General features: G+C 41.9%; 10 protein-coding genes. 8 read left to right on the top strand and 2 right to left on the bottom strand.

The features are described from left to right. Positions 1-75 precede the first annotated feature (75 nt). Positions 76-1,101, top strand: coding sequence for a heparin lyase I family protein (locus C2869_RS03505; protein WP_108601634.1), 1,026 nt, complete (start codon positions 76-78; stop codon positions 1,099-1,101). A 277-nt stretch (positions 1,102-1,378) separates the two neighbouring features. Here C2869_RS03505 and C2869_RS03500 read toward each other — a convergent pair whose 3' ends face one another. Further along, positions 1,379-3,472: an RICIN domain-containing protein gene (locus C2869_RS03500; protein ID WP_159084014.1), complete on the bottom strand. Its 2,094-nt coding sequence runs from the start codon at positions 3,470-3,472 to the stop codon at positions 1,379-1,381. A gap of 734 nt (positions 3,473-4,206) precedes the next feature. Here C2869_RS03500 and C2869_RS03495 point away from each other — a divergent pair. From C2869_RS03495 to C2869_RS03470, 6 genes are all read left to right on the top strand, one after another. Next, entirely contained in the window at positions 4,207-4,908 is a 702-nt protein-coding gene (locus C2869_RS03495) for a FadR/GntR family transcriptional regulator (protein ID WP_108601632.1), read from the top strand. A gap of 256 nt (positions 4,909-5,164) precedes the next feature. Then, complete coding sequence (locus tag C2869_RS03490; RefSeq protein WP_108601631.1) at positions 5,165-6,823, top strand: glycoside hydrolase family 43 protein; 1,659 nt, start codon at positions 5,165-5,167, stop codon at positions 6,821-6,823. A 310-nt stretch (positions 6,824-7,133) separates the two neighbouring features. Next, a complete protein-coding gene (locus C2869_RS03485) occupies positions 7,134-7,613 on the top strand; it encodes a hypothetical protein (RefSeq protein ID WP_108601630.1) in 480 nt (159 codons plus the stop codon). 926 nt (positions 7,614-8,539) lie between these two features. Next, a complete protein-coding gene (locus C2869_RS03480) occupies positions 8,540-11,881 on the top strand; it encodes a TonB-dependent receptor (protein ID WP_108601629.1) in 3,342 nt (1,113 codons plus the stop codon). A 13-nt stretch (positions 11,882-11,894) separates the two neighbouring features. Next, positions 11,895-14,255, top strand: a complete 2,361-nt coding sequence (locus tag C2869_RS03475) for a hypothetical protein (protein ID WP_108601628.1) — start codon at positions 11,895-11,897, stop codon at positions 14,253-14,255. Between the two features lie 67 nt (positions 14,256-14,322). Further along, positions 14,323-17,292, top strand: coding sequence for a hypothetical protein (locus tag C2869_RS03470; protein WP_108601627.1), 2,970 nt, complete (start codon positions 14,323-14,325; stop codon positions 17,290-17,292). Between the two features lie 79 nt (positions 17,293-17,371). Here the strand turns inward: C2869_RS03470 and C2869_RS03465 are convergent, their stop codons facing one another. Continuing rightward, the gene (locus C2869_RS03465; protein WP_108601626.1) at positions 17,372-18,091 is read right to left on the bottom strand and encodes a hypothetical protein; all 720 of its coding nucleotides are present in this window, start codon (positions 18,089-18,091) and stop codon (positions 17,372-17,374) included. A gap of 262 nt (positions 18,092-18,353) precedes the next feature. Here C2869_RS03465 and C2869_RS03460 point away from each other — a divergent pair, with 262 nt between their 5' ends. Beyond that, positions 18,354-19,055, top strand: a complete 702-nt coding sequence (locus tag C2869_RS03460; protein ID WP_108601625.1) for a sulfite exporter TauE/SafE family protein — start codon at positions 18,354-18,356, stop codon at positions 19,053-19,055. Positions 19,056-19,363 lie beyond the last annotated feature (308 nt).

Here is a 19,363-nt window from a genome sequence, read left to right as displayed (position 1 = left end):
ACTTTCTGGAACCAGTACTAGTTCAGAAGAGTGGATAAACGATAATACCCAATAGATATTGTGGAAATAAATTTTATGCAAAAAACAACACTTCTCGCTATTAGTTTAGCTTTGTTTGGGGCCGGTTGCGTCAGTAATGATACGGCCAATACCTCAGGTGTTAATGCTAATGCAAAGCTTGCTAAGGCAAAACCGGCTAATACTCAGCTTAAGTCTGCTAGTAAGCCTGTTACAAAACCAGCCAATAATCCCCCCGTTGAGCTTAACGGCAAGATGATTAACGAGTCGTTTGAAAATGGCGGTTGGAATGCGCCTCATGCGCGAGGTTTTACCCCAGGGTTAAAAAAAGATTTGCCGCAAAACTTTATGTTTAATCAACATCAAGGCGATCACGCCTTTGTACTGGAAGACAAAATTGTTCGCGATGGAAATTATGCGGCCAAGCTCGTTTGGCATCATACAAATCCTGCAGCCTATAATGGTAAAAAGAACAAAGTAGATAATGTCGATCGCAAAGCCATGTTCCATGGGTTTAAAACTAAAAAAGTCATGGGGGCACATGCATGGTATGGTTTTAGTTTTTATTTTCCGAGTGACGGTACGGCAGACGAGCTTAACGAATGGCTGTTCTTTCAGATCCACGGCAGCGCAGATAAACGCTTAAAAGAGCATTCGCGTAACCCGCCATTTAGTATCACTATGGATAAAGATGGCCTGCACGGTAGCTATAAATGGGATCCAGATGAAAAGAGTATTACGCGTAAAGGTAAAGGCACTAAACGCTACCGCATTCCTGGTGCCAAAAGCAATTACTTAGATAGATGGGTCGATTTTGTAGTGCATGTCAAAGTGGACTACTCCGAAGCAAAAAACGGCATAGTTGAACTTTGGGTTGATGGTAAAAAGGTCTTAAACGAGCAAAATGTCCAGTTCGGTTACAACGACGATAAAGGCATTTATCCTTCTTGGGGTATGTATTTTAATGGCGACTTAAGTGTGATGAAACACGACCATTATTTATACTTAGATGAAATCAGAACAACCGATGCCGCCAATGCGACCTATCAAGATGTCGCGCCTAGAGGTAGAGCAAAGCAATAATCGTATAGTCTTCTCGCTCAGATTTTATGGTTCATTGTCTGCGCTTACTCACCCCAATCACATAATAGAGCATATGCTCATGGGGATTCGAAGCTTGACGGCTTTGCCTACATGGATGTAGGTACTTAGGTTTCGTCTGGAACTAGAAACCTGCCCCTAAAACCTGATCGCTTTGACTATAGGTTGAGCCGAGTATCACGAGGCACCAATTGTTTATACCAATGGGTGCCTCGTCGTTGAATTTTTCACATCCAACTTCTAAAGAGGTTGATAGGATTTAATTAGTCGCAATCAGCTTAAACTGTTGGTTATTATTGCCTGAGCAACCCCATTGGTGGACATTAGCGCCGTTGTCTTGGCTGACGCCGGAAATGTCGACACATTTGTCACTCATTTTGTTACGGATCGAATAATAACCATTGCCTAGGTCTTCAAACTTAAACAATTGGTTGTCTGAACCCGAAAAGCCCCATTGATGAATATTACCGCCATTGTCAGTTGAGTAATTAGCAACATCCATGGCTTTGCCGCTTAGTACATTAACTAGCTTAAACCAATCGCCAGATACATTGCTGACTTGCCATTTCTTCTGATTACCTGTGGCACTGCTCCATTGTTGAATATTGCCGCCGTTGCTTGTTGAGAAACCGCCAACTTCAACATATTTACCACTGTGTTTAGCTTCAAGGAAGTAAGTGCCGTTTTGCACATCGTTGTTTCCGCCGCCGCCATTGCTAGAGCCTGTGATATTTAGGTACGCACTGTTGGTTAGGTTATTGCCTTCAAAAATAGACGAGTTAGAACGGTCGGCATTAGTTAGGGTTACACCGTTGACTTTTACATTGTGCAAATCAACATTTTTCACTTCAAACGCAGCGTCAGATTGCAGCAGGTTAGGCTCTTTTACTATGCCATGAATGGTTAAGTTGCTGATGCTGACATTACGCACGCCTGGGTTAGCGGCTTGGTTATTAAAGTTTTGCGATTCGTGACGGCGCGAGCTAGGTTTTAAGTTAAGGATGGCAATTGGATCGCCCCATACTTCCATATCATTAATGGTGATGCCGGTACATTCTTGGGTGTCACCTAATTGCGAAGCAACGATACCATTGTTGTTACCTTTCCCTGTCCATTCTGGGTAAATCACTTTAGTGTCATTCAGTTCGATACCGCCAGTATTGTATTTACCCACCCAACCAGCAGTAATAATCGCACCGTTATAGCTAGGCCAAATGACGTTGTTTTCGCCATACATAGCAAAGGCGTAAAAGGCGTCATCCACTGGGCGGATAAAGTTATTGCGTACAATTGAATTTTCACCTGGGCGCATGCCGTCGTTGTTACCATGCCAGCCCCAAATTTTAACGCGTTCGATTAAGGCATCAGAGCCCACTACCACGCCGTGCCACATTAGGTCACCAATGATAATACCGCGAATATCAACCCGCTTTGCGCCTTCTAGTGAGATTGCCTCTGTCATAGCACCAGAGTGAACAAAGTCGGGATCATCTGGACGCCAAAAAGGACCACTATTTGGCGTGGTGGGATTGTTTCTGTGTTCACCCATATACAGTAAACCGCGACCAAAAATCTCGACATCGGGTGCGACGTTAAAACCGGTTTGGTTGTTGCTGTTGATACCGGCAATTGAACCTGCGACAACTGCGCCCGGTGCTAGCCATACTTTAGTACCGCTAGTTACGCGAATACCATCGTTACCAAAACGACTTACCACATCGTGATAGCCATTACGGAATACGACAATATCGGCATTTTTAATTTGGTTGGCGGTGGTATTTGAGCTGTACACCACTTTGTTAGAGCCGCTAGGTTCGTTTAAGTCGCTGTCGATAGGATCAGCGAAAATCATTAGCATATTTTTAATCACGCTATGATTGTTATGAGTGTTTTGGTTGCTGCCAAATTGAAAATTAACTGAAACATACTTAGGTTCGTTCAGTGTGAATTGCACAGTGTTGTTATTGATCTTGCTGACGTTACTATCGGCATTCATCACTTCAACATTTGATAGGTTACTGGCAACCGTGCCCGACATATTTTTCTTTTCGATCTGCACGGTTAACGCGCCTGCATTTGGGTCATAAGAGAAAGGAGCAAAGCTAAACGAGCGGTTTTTAAACATATTGTTGTTTGATGACGCAATCAACTCGTCTTGCGACTCTGTCATCAAGGTGGTGATAGTGGTAAAGCTGTTGTTACCTTGCTTCACTTTTACCGTGTAGTAGTTGGAGTTTTTTAAGTAGCCTTGTGCAGCAGGCCAACTGGGTTTGGAAATTTGACTGTAAGCACTAGTGGCGACTAAGCCAACTAATAGCACGCCAGCCACATGCAATTTTTTTAGTAGATTCATGTTGTTTCCTAGCATTAGTGTTTTGAGTGTACGATAGTCTTCTCCCTCGAATTTTATGACTGCATTGTCTGCACTTCTCTCGACTTTGGCTCCTGCGTCGTCCTAATACCTAAATCCATTTAGGCAGCCCCAATCACATAGTAGAGCATATGCTCATGGGGTCTCGAAGCTTGACAAGCTTTGCTTGCATGGATGCAAGTACTTAGGTTTCGTTTGGAACTTGAAACCTGTGCCTAAAATCCGATCGCTTTGACTATAAAGTTTTTATAATGAGGCCTTCATGTTCGACTAAAGACCTCGAGTTGATATTACATTTTGCAATCACTTTGCGAGATGACCCTTTGTACTCAATTGGCTGGCAGCTTGTGTTGTTATTAAAATTTGCAGGTAAATTTAGGTGACTTGATATGCCATAAAGCTCTGGCGAACGTCATTGAATTACTAGGTTCCATAACCATGGGTGGTTATTTTCACAAGCCGCGAGTAAGGCAAGATTAATCAGCGACTTATCACACATATCGGCTAACAAAGTGGCGTTTTGTATAACGATTCGGCGTAGTGACTTGGGTAGTCGGGAGTCATGATTAGCTGGTTGTTTACAAGATAGGTAATTAGTAGCTAGTGGAAAAAAGATAGACACGCTATGCCATTGTTAACAAAAGCAAGCGGCTTAGACTGGCCTCTAAATCAGAAGATACCCAAATAGTTTGGTTATACCTTTTACTGAGGCAGCTATGAGTCCGTTACTAAGTCAAATACTCACCATACCGCAATTAATTACCCGAGAATTAGGTGGCTTAATTGTTTCTGGCCAATACAACCCGAATAACCCAGTACCAACGGAAATGGATTTATCTCGGCATTTTGGGGTCAGTCGCAGTTCGATACGCGAAGCGGTAAAAATGCTGTCGGCTAAAGGGCTTATCGACAGTAAACGCAACCAAGGCATAGCGATTTTACCGCGTGACAATTGGAATATTTTAGATCCCGATGTATTAGCTTGGTCGCAAAAATATGGCTCCAGTAGGCAACTGCAAATTGAATTTATTCAGATGCGCAAAGCGATAGAGCCAGAAGCGACTTATTATGCTGCCACGCAAGGCCAAGTTGATGATGTGATTGCTATTGATAGCGCTTATTGTCATTTGTTCAAGGTTGTACAAGAACAACAAGCGGAGCAATTTTCTGCGGCTGTCTGTGAATTTCATCTCGCGATTATTAAGGCTAGCCGTAATCGCTTTTATTGTAATATGCAGCCGTTTTTGAAAACCGCGATCACCAGTCTTTACGATAACGAGTTAGACAGTATTCCGAGCAATGTCAAAGCACTAACGTTGTATGACAAATTAGTGCAAGCGATTAAGACCCACCGTGCCGATGTCGCCAAAAATACCATGGCAGAATTGGTCGAACTTGATTGCGAGCGTATTCACTAATCAAGCTTATTCTCTAGTCTTGTGGTTTGCTCAGAGACTTATTGTGTCAATCGGTATGCTCTTTAACACAATAGGTCAATATATTAAGGGTTGAATAATCCGCTTTTCACAAAAATGGATATTTAGAACGGAATGGTCAGTAACTAAGCACGTCGCGTCATTACGCGTTTTTTCATTGTTTTGTATGGTGTTACAGCAAACGTAACGTCTTTTATTTTGCTAACGCAAAGTTTAAAGGTTTAATTCAGGTAATAATATGAAACAAATATTCTCAACAATTAGCTTTATTTTCTGTTGTGCCTTGTTCACTAATACTCCAGTTTTTGCTCAGGCCAAGGCAGCACCCAATACCTTTACGAATCCAGTCATTAGCGGTTTTTATCCTGATCCCAGTATTACTCGGGTAGGGGAAGACTATTACCTAGCCACTTCAAGTTTTGAATGGTTTCCTGCCGTGCCAATCTTTCACAGCAAAGACTTAGTTAATTGGCAAAAAATCAGTTATGCAGTGTCCGAGCCTAGTTATTTACCTGAGCTGGCAGATATTGATCCTAACCGCGGTATTTATGCGCCGACATTGCGTTATCACGATGGTTTATTTTATTTGATCACCACCTGTGTGCGTTGTGGTGATAACTTTTACGTGACTGCAGAAGATCCACGTGGTCCATGGAGTAAGCCAATTTGGGTACAGGGTGATCGTGGCATTGACCCAGATTTATTCTGGGATGACGACGGCAAAGTTTATTACACAGGCACAGGTATCTTAGATAAATCGCAAGCGCCGTGGAAAAACGCTAATGGTATTTGGACTCAGGAAATTGACCTAAAAACCGGTAAATTGTTAGGTAAAAAAACTCAACTGACTTTTGGTCATGCAGCACAAGCGCATTACACAGAAGGGCCACACATATATAAAATTGATGGTAAATACTTACTTATGGTTGCTGAGGGCGGTACAGGCAGCAGTCATGCTGTATCGGTTTTCCGTGCTGATAAAGTCACGGGGCCTTACGAACCATTCCAAAACAACCCAGTGATGACACATCGCAATATGGGATGGGGCGCATTTATTCATACCACAGGTCATGCTGATTTAGTGCAAACTCAAAATGGCGATTGGTGGGCGGTAATGTTGGCCAAGCGTAACTTCAAAGGCAAGACCATGCTAGCGCGTGAGACTTACCTAACCCCAGTACAATTTCAAAAAGGTTGGCCTATTTTCAACCCAGGTAAAGCCCGAGTATTAGAGATTGATAAGCGTCCTAAATTACCTTGGTCGCCTTTGGCACAACCACAAGCACGTGACGAATTTAAGTCATCACAGCTAAATATGGAATTTAACTTTTTACGCATTCCAACCGAGGCTTGGTATAAAACCGGCAACGGTAAACTGGCCTTAGATTTACGCCCTGAAACGGGTCGCGATAACAAGGCGAATCCGTCAATGGTGGTACGTCGTATTAAAGATTTAGCCTATCAAGCACAAACCAAATTGGATTTTTCAACTAACAAAGGTAATGAAAAAGCCGGCTTAGTTATTTATCGAAATAAAGACAACTGGTACGAATTTGTGAAAACGTCTGACTCGTTAGATGTACGTTTTTGGCGCAAAGGTAAGTTAACCCAAGTTGCCTCGACCGCATTTAAAGCCAAACAAGTGGTACTTAAAGTTGAATCCAATAGTGATCTTAAGTTGACCTTTAGCTATGGTCAGGATGAGCATAACTTGTCAGTGTTAGCGGATGAGGTGAATGCAGATGCCACTAGTGACAATATTGCGTTAGGGTTTAATGGCCCGTATGTTGGTATGTATGCCACTAGCTCAGGCAGCCAATCGAATAACCAAGCTAAATTTGACTGGTTTGAATATCGGGCCAAGGATAATGTTGGGCAAACAATGGCCGCTCGCTAATTGTTTGTTTGACTATACTTCGTGGGCGAATAGATTGAACAATGTCATTAAATTGTTGTAGATTTTGCGCCCACGGCACTTCCTACATCCTGTAGGTTTACCGTGGTCTGTTCCCGATGCCCACGGCATTTCCTACATCCTGTAGGTTGCAATGGAGAATGAAGTTCTGCTACTTACTTATCTATATAAGCAAGCATCTTCAACTAAACTTGATTTAAGCCGCTTTGGGCTGAATTTGATTTAACGATTAGCTAATCTTGCTATAACAGCATGACAAAGTTTTTGACCTAACAACGGGTAAGGATGTCATGTGAAAATCGGTCTTTTAATTGCCAGCGTAATTTGTCTATCTAGTTGCGCGCAAACCCTACTAGTGAGTGCAGGAGGTGGCAAGCTTGCATCAAATGCTAGCCTTGATACCTCTAAATCTGTTAGCCCATCATTATTTGCTAAACAGGTTAGTGTTGCTGAGTTAAACGACATCATATGTGCTACCGTGGATACTAAATTTGGTAATCGTTGGTTATATATGGGAAGTAACGCCGACCATGATTTTATAAGCACAGCACGCTTTTTAAAGTCACGAGATATTTACAAATTACCCAAACAAGCTTTGTACCTTGCGCCTAGTTTTGAACTAACCTCAAACAAAACATTGTGGCAGCCAATTGTTATTTATACACCAGCCAAACGGGAAAGTAGTGCGAGCCATTGGCAGCTTAGTCGATGTGTTGGAGGTAAGATCTTGTATCCAGTTTTCGATAACCCCAAAAGTACTACTGGCGTCTAAATGTTTTCTTGATTATTAGTATAGTCTTCTCGCTCAGGTCTTATGGTTCATTGTCTGCGCTTACTCTCGACTTTGCTTACATGGATGTAAGTACTTAGGTTTCGTCTGGAACAGGAAACCTGTGGCTCCTGCGTCGTTCTAACACCTAAATCCACTTTCTTCCATTAAGAGCGGCGGCCCCAATCACATAGTAGAGCATATGCTCATGGGGCCTCGAAGCTTACCTGCATCCATGCAGGCAGGAACCCAGTGTCTTTTGCCTTAAACTAGACTATGTTTATCCAACAAAAGTCGCTGGATCCCCGCATGCGCGAGGATGACGAGTGTATTTTCCTAAGCCTCGGTGATAAAACTTCACCCCCATTGACCGAAAAAAACGCTTCTGAAACTTGTGATCAAGAGACATGGATGTAAGTACTTAGGTTTCGTCTGGAACTAGAAACCTGCCCCTAAAACCAGATCGCTTTGACTATAATTTGTTATATTTAAGAAAGTACCCCGAGTATGCCTCGGGGTATTTACTCTCTAACAGCGAATACATTTCTAGTGAAGTTAGTTAGAGAATAAACAATAAGTATTATTATATAATTTGCTTGTTTTAGGCAAGAGACATTTCAATCATTTTAAATTTTGGTTTAATTTAGATCATGCTTTCTCATTAGTTAAAACCCATTTATAAAGCCTGCAAAACTGAAAAACTAGACTAAAATAAAGCACTTACATGGTTTTAATGTGTTTGCTTAGGTCAATGTTTGTATCGTTATCTTTACGAAATTCGTCCATTTGTAAAAAAAATATTAAATTTTCCTAGCGCAATTCATCTTTATTTGTATTATAATAATTTAAAGTTTGTATCATATATAGACTAAAACCTTGGAAACACAGGGTGCCTTTTAAAAAGCATACACAATAGGGGTAACACTTTTATGCCTGCTAGACAACAAACGGCTCTTAATCGAGCTATGCGTTTTAAACCAAGTGCCATAGCGACTGCCGTCGCATTTTGCTGTGGTATTTCGGCTGCAAACGCACAAGAAGAAAGCCAAGATGAAGCTAAGCAAGATATCGAAGTTATAGAGGTAACGGGTATTAAGCGTTCTTTGTCTGACGCGGTTATGGCCAAACGCGCTGCCGACCAAATTATGGATGCGATTTCTTCAGAAGATATCGGTAAATTACCAGACACCAACGTTGCTGAAGCACTAAGTCGAGTTACAGGTGTACAAATCGACCGCAACGATGCCGGCGACGGTGCCGGTTTCCAGGTTCGTGGTATTAGCCAAAACCGAGTTGAAGTAAATGGTCGCTCTATGGTGTCTAATACCGATGGCAGCCGCAGTAACTCATTTAGTTCTACATCCTCTGCGATGTTCAAGGGCATAGAAGTTATTAAGTCGCCAACTGCCGATACAGTTGAAGGTGCCTTAGGTGCGGTTATTCGTTTAAAAACCTTCCAACCGTTAGATTTCAAAAAAGATTTTACCTATGCAGGTAACTTCCAAGGTGTTGCACAAGACAATGCTGATAAAGATGAAGGGATAATCGCTTCTTCATTATTTGCTACACGCTTTGAAGTCGGTGAGGGTGACTTAGGGATGTTACTTAACCTAAGTTATGAGGATCGTGATATCTCAACTGTACGTTGGGGTAATAACTGGGATGTACCGCAAAAACGTCCAAATGTTCAATGTTCGTCAGGCACCAGTAACGATACCTTAGGTGTGTTTGATCCAAGTCGCGATAGTATTTTAGATACGCATCCCTGTCCGGCTGTCGCTCTTGGCTCTATTGTCGGTCCAGACGGTTCGGTTGCCAGTGGCCAACCTTATCCATTGGCTGATTACAACTATGGTCTTAATTCCAGCGGAGTATTTGCACCTAATCATCCGTTATTGGATTACTCGGTTATTCACCCGAATAACTTCGTATGGGAACGCAAGCCATTTAATAACGAAAAAACTGGTGTTGACTTTAATATCCAATGGGCGCCAAGTGAAAATTTAAGTGCTTATATTCAGGCAACTTACAACAAGTTCTCGCAATTACGACCACAAACTAAAATCGTGATCCCAGCCGGTGGCGGGGGTTCTAACTCTCGTTTGCAAGACGGTTTTGTTATTCAAGAATTTACTCGCCCTTCAACCGGCAGCGAATACCGAGTTACCAATCAGGTTACTGATTATCCGATTTATGAAGATAACCAAATTAGCCATTATTTGGAGCCAGTAACGGGTGATATCACCCATGGTGTTTTGGTTGCAGGTCGTTTATCTAGTGATGCAGTCCGCTTTGCCAATAACAACCAAAATAAAGACGAAACCCAACGTATATTAGCCGCTGGTTTTGAGTATTTTCCGAATGATAATTGGAAAATAAATGCTGAAGTTAACTATTCATCGTCAGAAACATTCCAAGATGAACTTAACTTAAACATGAACTTTTCGGAAGCACCAAACAGCTATTGGGATTTACGCGATAATCGCTTTGATATGCCAACGGCAGGTTTAATTGGTCCAGATACGACTTACGATTCTGCAACTGATACTTGTTACACCAACCAACAACATGAAGACAGCACTGATGCCAATCCAATCTATTTAGGTAGTATTGCCGATGCCAGCTGTGGTGCCAGCTTACAAGATTGGACATCGTTTAAATTTGGTGGCTTTAATGGTTTAAACAAATGGTTTAGTGGTGAAGAAACCTCTGCCACCATAGATTTTGATTATGAAATTGATGGCGACATTATCCGTTCAATTGAATTTGGTGCGCGCTTCACTAGTGCTGAATACTCAAGAAGCCAAGTTCAGGTTAAACGCCTTGATGCGACCAATAGTAACCCCAATGCTAACTTAAACGTTGATCCAGTAATTGGTGATGGCAATTTTGATGGCGTAACAGGTGATGGCACAGATATATATGTCAATATTGAAGATTTAGAGCCGTCTTTTGTATTAAATGGTTTGGCCTCTACGCCAAGCTTTATCGACGATTATACCGCTTCAAGCGTATTTCCTCGTAGTTGGTTAACCCAAGTATTTAACGACCAATATCACTTATGGTTTGACCGTTTAAATGGTCATGCGTTCTGGCGTGATAATGCGGGTAACTTCTACCGTAATGAAGAAAAAAGCCAAGCGTTTTACTTTAAAACCAATTTCGATAGCGAAATATTTGGTATGCCAATTAAAGGTAATGTTGGCGCCCGTTATATTAACTATGACTTCAATATAAACTGGAATCAGCTGCAAACTGACGACAACGGTAATATTGTAAAAGTTAACGAAACTGTTATCTCGCTTGATGGCGTGCCTACAGAAGTCGAGCTTGATAGTTATTTAGCGTCTACCGCTGATCGCAACGTTAATAAACTGCTACCAAGTGGTAACGCTAGTCTGCAAATTACCGACGATATGATGGTACGTTTTGCTGCGGCAAAAGTGGTCTCTATGCCAAACCCAAATGACTTGGTAGAAAGTGCGCCTGTAATCAATGATGCTGCCACGGGTTTGATTAACCATAATACGGGTAACTTAAATCTCGATCCATATGAAGCAAACCAATACGATCTATCTTACGAGTGGTACATATCTGAGAGTGCTGTATTCTCGGCAGCTTACTTCCGTAAAGATCTTAAAACTTTCATTGTTAAAGCATCTTCAATTCAAGAGATAAACGATGAGTTGTTGTTAAACATCAAACGTCCAATCAATACGGATGGTGGTTCGGTAAATGGTCTGGAATTATCTTATCGTGCAACGTTTGATTTCTTACCGGGGTGGTTAAGTGGCTTTGGTACTGAAACCGGCTATACCTACACCGACAGTAGCCAAAATTCAGGTGTTAATGAATTAACCGGTGAAGAAGTTCCAATCGAGAACTTATCTGAAAACAGCTACAACGTGATCTTTTTCTATGATCGTTCTGGCTTCCAATTCCGTGCTGCATACAACTATCGTGATCCTAACTTTAAAGGCATAGACAATGGCTTTGAAGATCGCAGTGGCCTTAAGTCTGTTACCGTGCTGCCAAGTGGCGAATTACTGGAAGAAAACTACAGCGTTGCTTTAGGTCAATTCGAAGAAGAGCGTGGGGTATTGGATCTGTCCATGAGCTATCGCTTCAACAAGCATGTCACCGTGTCGTTGCAAGGTAATAACGTTACCAATGAACCCATTCAACGTTATCGAGGTGTACCAGGGTTAACCACGAGTTTCCTTGACCCAGGTGCATCATACCGCGCAGCCATTCGTATTAGCTTTAAGTAATAAGGGCACAGACATGAACATGACAAAACCATTATTTTCGTCACTGACTATTGCTGTGCTAGCAGGTTTGCTTACAGCGTGTGGTGGTTCAGGTGACAACACCAATTTAGATACCTTAGGTGATCAGGTTACTGATGAACAAAAAGATCACTACTACGTACCGAACGATTTTTATGATCGTATCAAGTACGACAGCGAGACCTTACAGTTTCAATTAAACGACTCATATTTGCAGTTTACCTATAGCGATGACTATACGGGTACTAAGCTGCAAAACACGGTTTTGGCTGATGGTTTACCCGGCGATACTTTGTATACCCGTGTGTTGGTAACAGGTTTAGCTACCGATGTTGAAGCTGATGTGTGGATTGAAAGCGATGGCGATTTTGCCGAGTTTGCCATAGATAAGGCGACAGGACTATTTGGCGAAACCAGCTACGAAGACGATATGTCTAAGCTTAGTTTTGGCAAAGATAAAACCAAGCTAACTAACGGCACTTGGGTTTGGGTTAAAATTCCGGTTACTGAATATGACCAAACTCGTCAAGCTACCTTGTATGTGGGTAATACGCAAAACCCGTTAACCAATACTGATCTAGTCGAAGGTATTAAAACCGCCACTATCATTGCGACCACACCAACCGAGCAAGCAAAAGGCTTAGAGTTTACCTTTGCCGATAGAACCGGGTTAAATGCGGCAATTGCCGGTGAAGAGCAGATCACCAGCATATCCGTAACCAACTTAGATATTGTCGATGAAGCTATTGATGATTTTACTACTAAGCAAAGTCACGAGATCACAGGTATCACCGCGACCAATGTACCTATTGCTGTTAGCAGTCCTGATGGTGCGGGTCAATATCGTATCAAGCGTCGCGGCTCAGAAACTTTTGAACAGTGGACAAGCGAACCCGGTGTCGTTTCAGCGTTTGACCGAGTTGAGATGAAGGTAACAGCTTCGCAAACTAAACTGGCAATCGTCAAAGCGACATTGACTATTGGTGAAGGTGATAATGCGGTATCTGATGAATGGGTTGTTGAAACCTTAGGCGATATTAATGCCAGTGGTGGTGTTTTATATCCACCGAAAAGCGCTTTTACCAACGCAGTTAAAGTGCCTGCACGTGGTCGCGTTGTTTTGCGTGATTCAGCCGAGCCTGATACCACAATTACCTCATTGGTGTTAAAGCGTACTATCGTAAGCGATGACGAACCAGTTGAAGAAATCATAGATATTTTCGACAGCTATAACCCAGTCAACGGTATTTGGCAGAAGGAGTTATCGTTAGCGGCAGAAGCGAAATCTCAATATGTACTTGAAGCGGTTACTTCATTAAATGAAACGGTCAGCGCTAAATTCACGGTTACGCAATCAGCGACCATTCCGACAGATTTTCCTAACAACGAAAACAAGCTGGTTAAAGCGATGGATTTATCGGTAGATCTTGCTAATAACCGTTACATAGTGCTGGAAAGTGACTTTGGTAAAGCGCGTTTAATCGCGGTTGATATGGACACCAGTGAGCGCACCGAGTTGATTGATTTGCATGGTATTTGGGGCAAATCTAATACCGAGTCAGTTCAGGTAGATAACCGTAACAATCGCGTATTTACGGGTGACCGACCGTCTGATGATATTTATCAGGTTAACCTTGGTGATACCAGTATTCACAGTATCTTTAGTAGTCATAACGGTACGGTAGTGGGCAGTGGCTCTGCTATTGCAGACCCAGCTGAAATGGATATTGACTATGCTAACAATCGTTTGGTGTCTTCCAATAACAATGGTGGTAACCAACGCGGTGTTAACGTGATAAACCTCGAAACCGGTGAGCGTTGGCAATACGTTAAAGGTCAGGTGCAATCAGTAGCCGTTGATCACGATTTAAATCGTTATTTGATGCTAACAGGTAACAAAGGCCAAATCCTTAAAGCGGTAGATATTGTTCCTAGCTCGGACGAATTGGGCACAGTGCCTTTACAAACGGATGCGCAGTTGGGTGACAACTTTACCGATGCTCGCTCTATCGCGGTTGTATCTTACAAAGAATATGAAACCTCTGAAGCCATCGAAGCTTGGACAGCGGATGGCTTTAAACAAAGTAATGGCGACCCAGTTGCTGAAGAAGACCAAGTTGGTTTTGCTCTAGTAGGTGAAAACGCCGACGACACTTTATACAAAGTTAACCTTAAAGACGGCAGTCGCGAAGTGTTCTCTAACAATGGTACGCCTAATTTTGATGTGCCATTTAGTAACCTAGAAGCAGTTGTTGTCGAGTATACGCTTGGCTTTGCATTGGTGTCGGATGTTGATAGCGACGCGATATTTGCGGTAGACCTAAAAACCGGTCAACGCATGATCATCACTAAGTAGGCAGCACGAGTAACAGTTTTTTGCGCTTGATTGGCAGATGCTATCAGGCGCAAACAGAGGATTTATCATGAAACAATTTAAGCTTAAACAAAACTTATGTCGAAACCTGTTTCTAGCTAGCTTGCCTATGTTTATGGTGGCATGTGGCGGTGAAGACAGCAAAATTATCGATTTAGAAAGCCCAAATAATGACGGTGCAACAACGTCTCCTATTGTTGTATCTAGCATAGATGATGCAAGACTGGGGAGCTTTAACAGCTTTGAGTCTTTTACCGTAGACGGTTTAGCTGAGGGTACAGAGGCGACTATCTTTGTTACTCAGCCTTTTGTGTACAAGATTGAACGTAATGGCCAGTTGATCACATTACGCGCAACTAATAAACCTGGTGTTGATGATTTTCAGATTTTTTATCAGGATGGTTCTAACGGCGACCTTGATAGTCTGAAACTTTATACGCCAAGAATACCGGTTGGTTTCACTTCATTTACCAGTACAGTACAAAATGGCGATGTAGTGACAGTAGGTGCGATTGCGTCAGTTGAACCTTCGACCAGTATTTCGGGGCAAGCTAAAGTAGGTTTAACCGAAGTTCCTTTATCTTTGGTGACGACAACGGCTGATACCGTACCTAATGATTTTGAATTTATCGGGACTGAAGACTCAATTAGTGCTCACCTTGGTGAAGAATTAGAAATTTCTTTCTATGTTACTGGTATCGATTACGCCACACCTATTAGCCTAGTGACGGATACCACTCCAAAAGCAGATGATGATACGAGCAGCGCATTAGGCTCGGCACGCTTTGCGATTGGCTCTGGCGGCATTGCTGGTTTTGAAGACAGATTGCTTGATTCAACAATCGATAATGATGAAGCCGCGCAAAGTGATTTGGATGTTGCACTGACTTACTTTAAGGCAGTAGCTGCACAAACTGCAGCCACAGATGTTGAAACACAGGTTCGCAAAGACTTTTTGGATGATGGTAAAGACGATGAAACGGAAATCCAAGCTGAAATCGCTGCTCGTTTACCTGCTGCGGTAGCAGAAGCTGAACTAGCAGTTGAAACCACATTAACCGAAGCGTTTGACAAAGAGAAACTGGGGCAATTGGTTAAGCTAACCGCAACAGCTCCGTTAGATTATGACCAAACAGCGACGGTTACTATTGATGTGGGTGGCGTACAAAAAACGTGGACAATCACCACAGACCAAGATACGACACCTGAGGCGATTGAATTTAATCAGCCTGAAACGACTAAAGAACAAGACGAGTCGTTTGAAACCTCTGCTTTTGAAGTGGTGGGCATCAATATTCCAACCCCTATTAGTATTACCAACGGCCAATATAAGATCACCAGAGACGGCGTTACTGGCGAATATACAGCGGATGCAGGCTTAGTTGAAGAGGGTGACAAAATCACTATCAAACTAGCAGCTGGCCAAGTGTTTGATGGCTCAGTAACTGCAGTGTTAGATATTGGCGGCGTTACTCAAGAAGTCACTGTGGTAACTGAATCTCAAGATCTTGTTCCAGACGACTTTAGCTTTGATCCAAAAAATGCAGCACCTGGTACATATGGTGTATCTAGCACTGTAATCACAGTCATGGGTATTAATGACGCGACACCGATTACGATTACAGGTGGTGAGTATCAAATCGGTCAAGCAGACTTCACTAGCCAAGCCGGTACAGTTACTGCAGGTGATAAGGTGTCAATTCGCGCTATGGCGGGGGCTACTTTAGGTGACAAAACCAATGTTACTTTAGATATTGGTGGTGTCACTGCTGACTATGTTGTAACAGCGGCTTTGCAGTTAGAGGGTAAGGTGCTATTCCCGCCGGTAAATTCATTTACTGAAGATGACAAAATTACTGTTCGCGGCTCATTAACCCCTCCAACTGGCGGTGTACCAACATCTGTTACCGTTAATGGTGAAAGCGCAACGCTTGATGGCAACAATTGGAGTGTAACCTTAACTGATTTGCAAGTTGGGCAAAATACCTTAGCGATTGAAGCAAAAGACAGCTTAAGCGGCTTGTGGAATTCAAGTGTTACAGTGACTCGTGGCGCGGTAACAGATGCGTTCCCAGCTGGAGGTGAGAGTTTTGTTAATATGGAAGATGTTGCAATTGATATGGATGCACAAAAATACTATGTAATGTCTTCAACTTCGGCGAATGACGCTAAAGTATTTGAAGTCGATATGGCGACAGGTGCACGCAGCTTATTTGTTGATGTTCAAGTGTTGCAAAGTGACAAGGGTATCGATAAAGGTAAGAAGGGCACTCGCTCAATGGGTGTTGCTTATTCAAGCCTAGACAAAGAAGTGTATGTCGGTAACTTTAAAGATGATGCGGTTTATCAAATTCCTGTTGCGGGTGATGCCGCGGGTCGTATTACTTCAGGCTCAATTTTAAGTGCACATCCAGCTCATTCTAAAGTGGCTAATGGCGCACAAATGCATGATCCAGTCGAAATGGATATTGATACCGAGCGTAACTTATTAATTGTCGCTACCGAGAACGGTACACAGTTAACGGGTGTTATCGCCATCGACTTAGCTTCGGGTGATAGAAGTAATTTTATGCCTAATAAAACACCAAATAACAAAGCCTTATCAGTGGCAGTTGATGTTGACGGTGTGGCAGGTGATACCGGCGATAGATACTTCTTCGTTCGTAAAGGTTCACAAACCGAAGTGGTTATGATCGACTTAGCTAATGGCAATGCCGAATCAGTGTTTGCTACAGGATTTGGCGATGCTCAGTCAATCGATGTAAACCGCAGTGCTGGTATGCTAGTAGTTGGTGATAACGGCGACAATGCAATTAAATTAGTGTCGCTAGCTGATGGATCGTCAATTACTGACTTAAGCGCAACTGGTTCAGATAAAAACGCCCTTAAGCAAGTAGCTGCTATCGCTACTGAAGAAGGTATGGGCTATGCAGTTGTGGTGGACAGAAACAGCAATGCACTAGTGGCTGTTGATTTATCGACAGGTGATCGCGTGTTTATTAGTAAGAACGCTAACTAATTAGCTCAAAACAACCTATAGTAAAACGCCATCAGCTTAGTAGTTGATGGCGTTTTTTATTATTGACTGGCACAGGAAGCTATTCGTTTGCAGCATCCAGATCAGTATTCAATTTCAATAACTCAGACGTTTTTACATTGTAAGAATAATATATAGAATTTGCCTGATCGTACTGGTGAATTAACAGCTCATCATCTGCAATCACTTGGTACATTTTTACTTGGCTAGCAATTTTCTTTAAATTCGTACCGTCATAGTCAGAAATGTATAAATTGCGGTTATCCTCTTTACTTAAAAAGCCATCGTTATTTGAATCGTTTTCAACAACTGAATATATGTTTTTGCTAAGGCGTTTTTTATTGCGATTATTTTCTTCTATTACAAGTTCAAAACTTGTTACATAAACATCGTGGGCAAATAATTTGTGCTTTTCCCCGCTTTTGCTAGAAAAAAGGAGATTAACTACATTGTTTCCAACTGAATTGTAACCATCGCTAGCCCGAATAAATTCCATTGGCTTATTAAAGTTTTCTATTTCAGGCCCTCGGTTAATGAAACTCGAAGTGATTGTAAAAATATATACATCCTTGTATTTATCGTAATAGTCTAAAAAATATTCAGGTTTATCAAAGTTTTGTAGATCTTTATCTTGCTTTTTCACTTCAATTTTTTGGGGCTCATAAGTTCTAGGAAACAACTCTTTGTATAATTGTTTACCTAAAAGTGCTAGCACGAATAGCGCAGCTAGAAAGAACAAAACTTGGTTGGCGAGTTTTATAAAGCTAATGAGCTTTTGCATTACAGGGTTCCTTTTCAATCAATTGCTTTATTACAACGATTGAAAAAGTGAATGGGGGTTAAAGTTCAATAAACAAGCTAACTGGACATGAAAACTTAATACTGACTATTTGGACTCCTCTTATTACGAAAACCCTCAATTAATATAACGTTTAGTCGTAACCAATATTTTAATTTGTAATATAACATGATATAACTATGGTTATACAAGTAGCCGATTTACATACCTGAAAACGGTTTTTATGAATAAAGTGGGTAATTAGGTGTCTGACTGGATCTATATATATGTATTGCTAATTATGGGCGCGTGTTTGCAAAACACCATAGGCTTTGGCCTTGGTTTGCTGTGCGCCCCTGTATTAATGCATATTGCGCCTGAATTAGTACCTGTGCCTATGATCTTAAGTGCCTTACTTATTACTTCTATTATCACTTATGGCAATATTCGTGATGTTGACTTTAAGCAGACCACTTACTCCACGTTAGGTGGCACCGTAGGTATCGTTATCGCCAGTGTTGTTATGCTTAATGTGCAATATGAAGTATATCGTATGATTTTTGGAGGGTTGATATTGTTGGGGGTTGGCTTATCTGTGGTTGGTCTGCAGCCCAAAGTGATGCCGTCAACTAGCTTAATTGCTGGTGGTTTTGCTGGCTTTATGGGCACATTAACTGCAGCTGGCGGCGCACCCATGGGCTTGCTTTATCAAAATGCCAAGCAAAAATCGATTCGTGCCAACTTAAGTATCTTCTTTATTTACATTAATGGATTAGCTTTTTTAACTCTAGCTGTTACTGGTCTCGTGACAAAAGATGATTTAATTAACTTCGCAAAATGTGCGCCCGCTATTTTGGTCGGATTAGGGTTAAGTTATCACCTCAATCGTTATATTAATGGTGACGTTATTAAGCCAATTATCTTGTTTGTTGCCTTTCTGGCAGGTGCCTCGATATTTGTTTTGTAGATTTTTGTAGGTGAGCATTTATGCTTGCAGAGCCTGCAAACCTTTCTGCCTAAAAGAGCAAGATTATCAAAAGTAGGGGGCTTGTTATAAGCCAAGTCTCGCTTTGCAGAAGCAAGACTAATACTGCCAAATTAGGTTAAACATTTGGTTACGATGAATACTTTTTAAGCCTTCGTCTGCCTCAAATTCATAAGCCTTATTTGGCGTTGTAGGTTCGACTTTAGTCGAAAAACACAGACTTTCCGGTAGTAGATAAACTAGTACTGTTTCCAGAAAGAAATGATCAGTTGAATCACTCGCATAATTTA

This window comes from Saccharobesus litoralis (genome assembly GCF_003063625.1).
GTDB classification, from domain to species: Bacteria; Pseudomonadota; Gammaproteobacteria; order Enterobacterales; family Alteromonadaceae; genus Saccharobesus; species Saccharobesus litoralis.
Note: the sequence above shows the minus strand (reverse complement) of the source record. Positions and strands in the feature narration are given on the sequence as shown.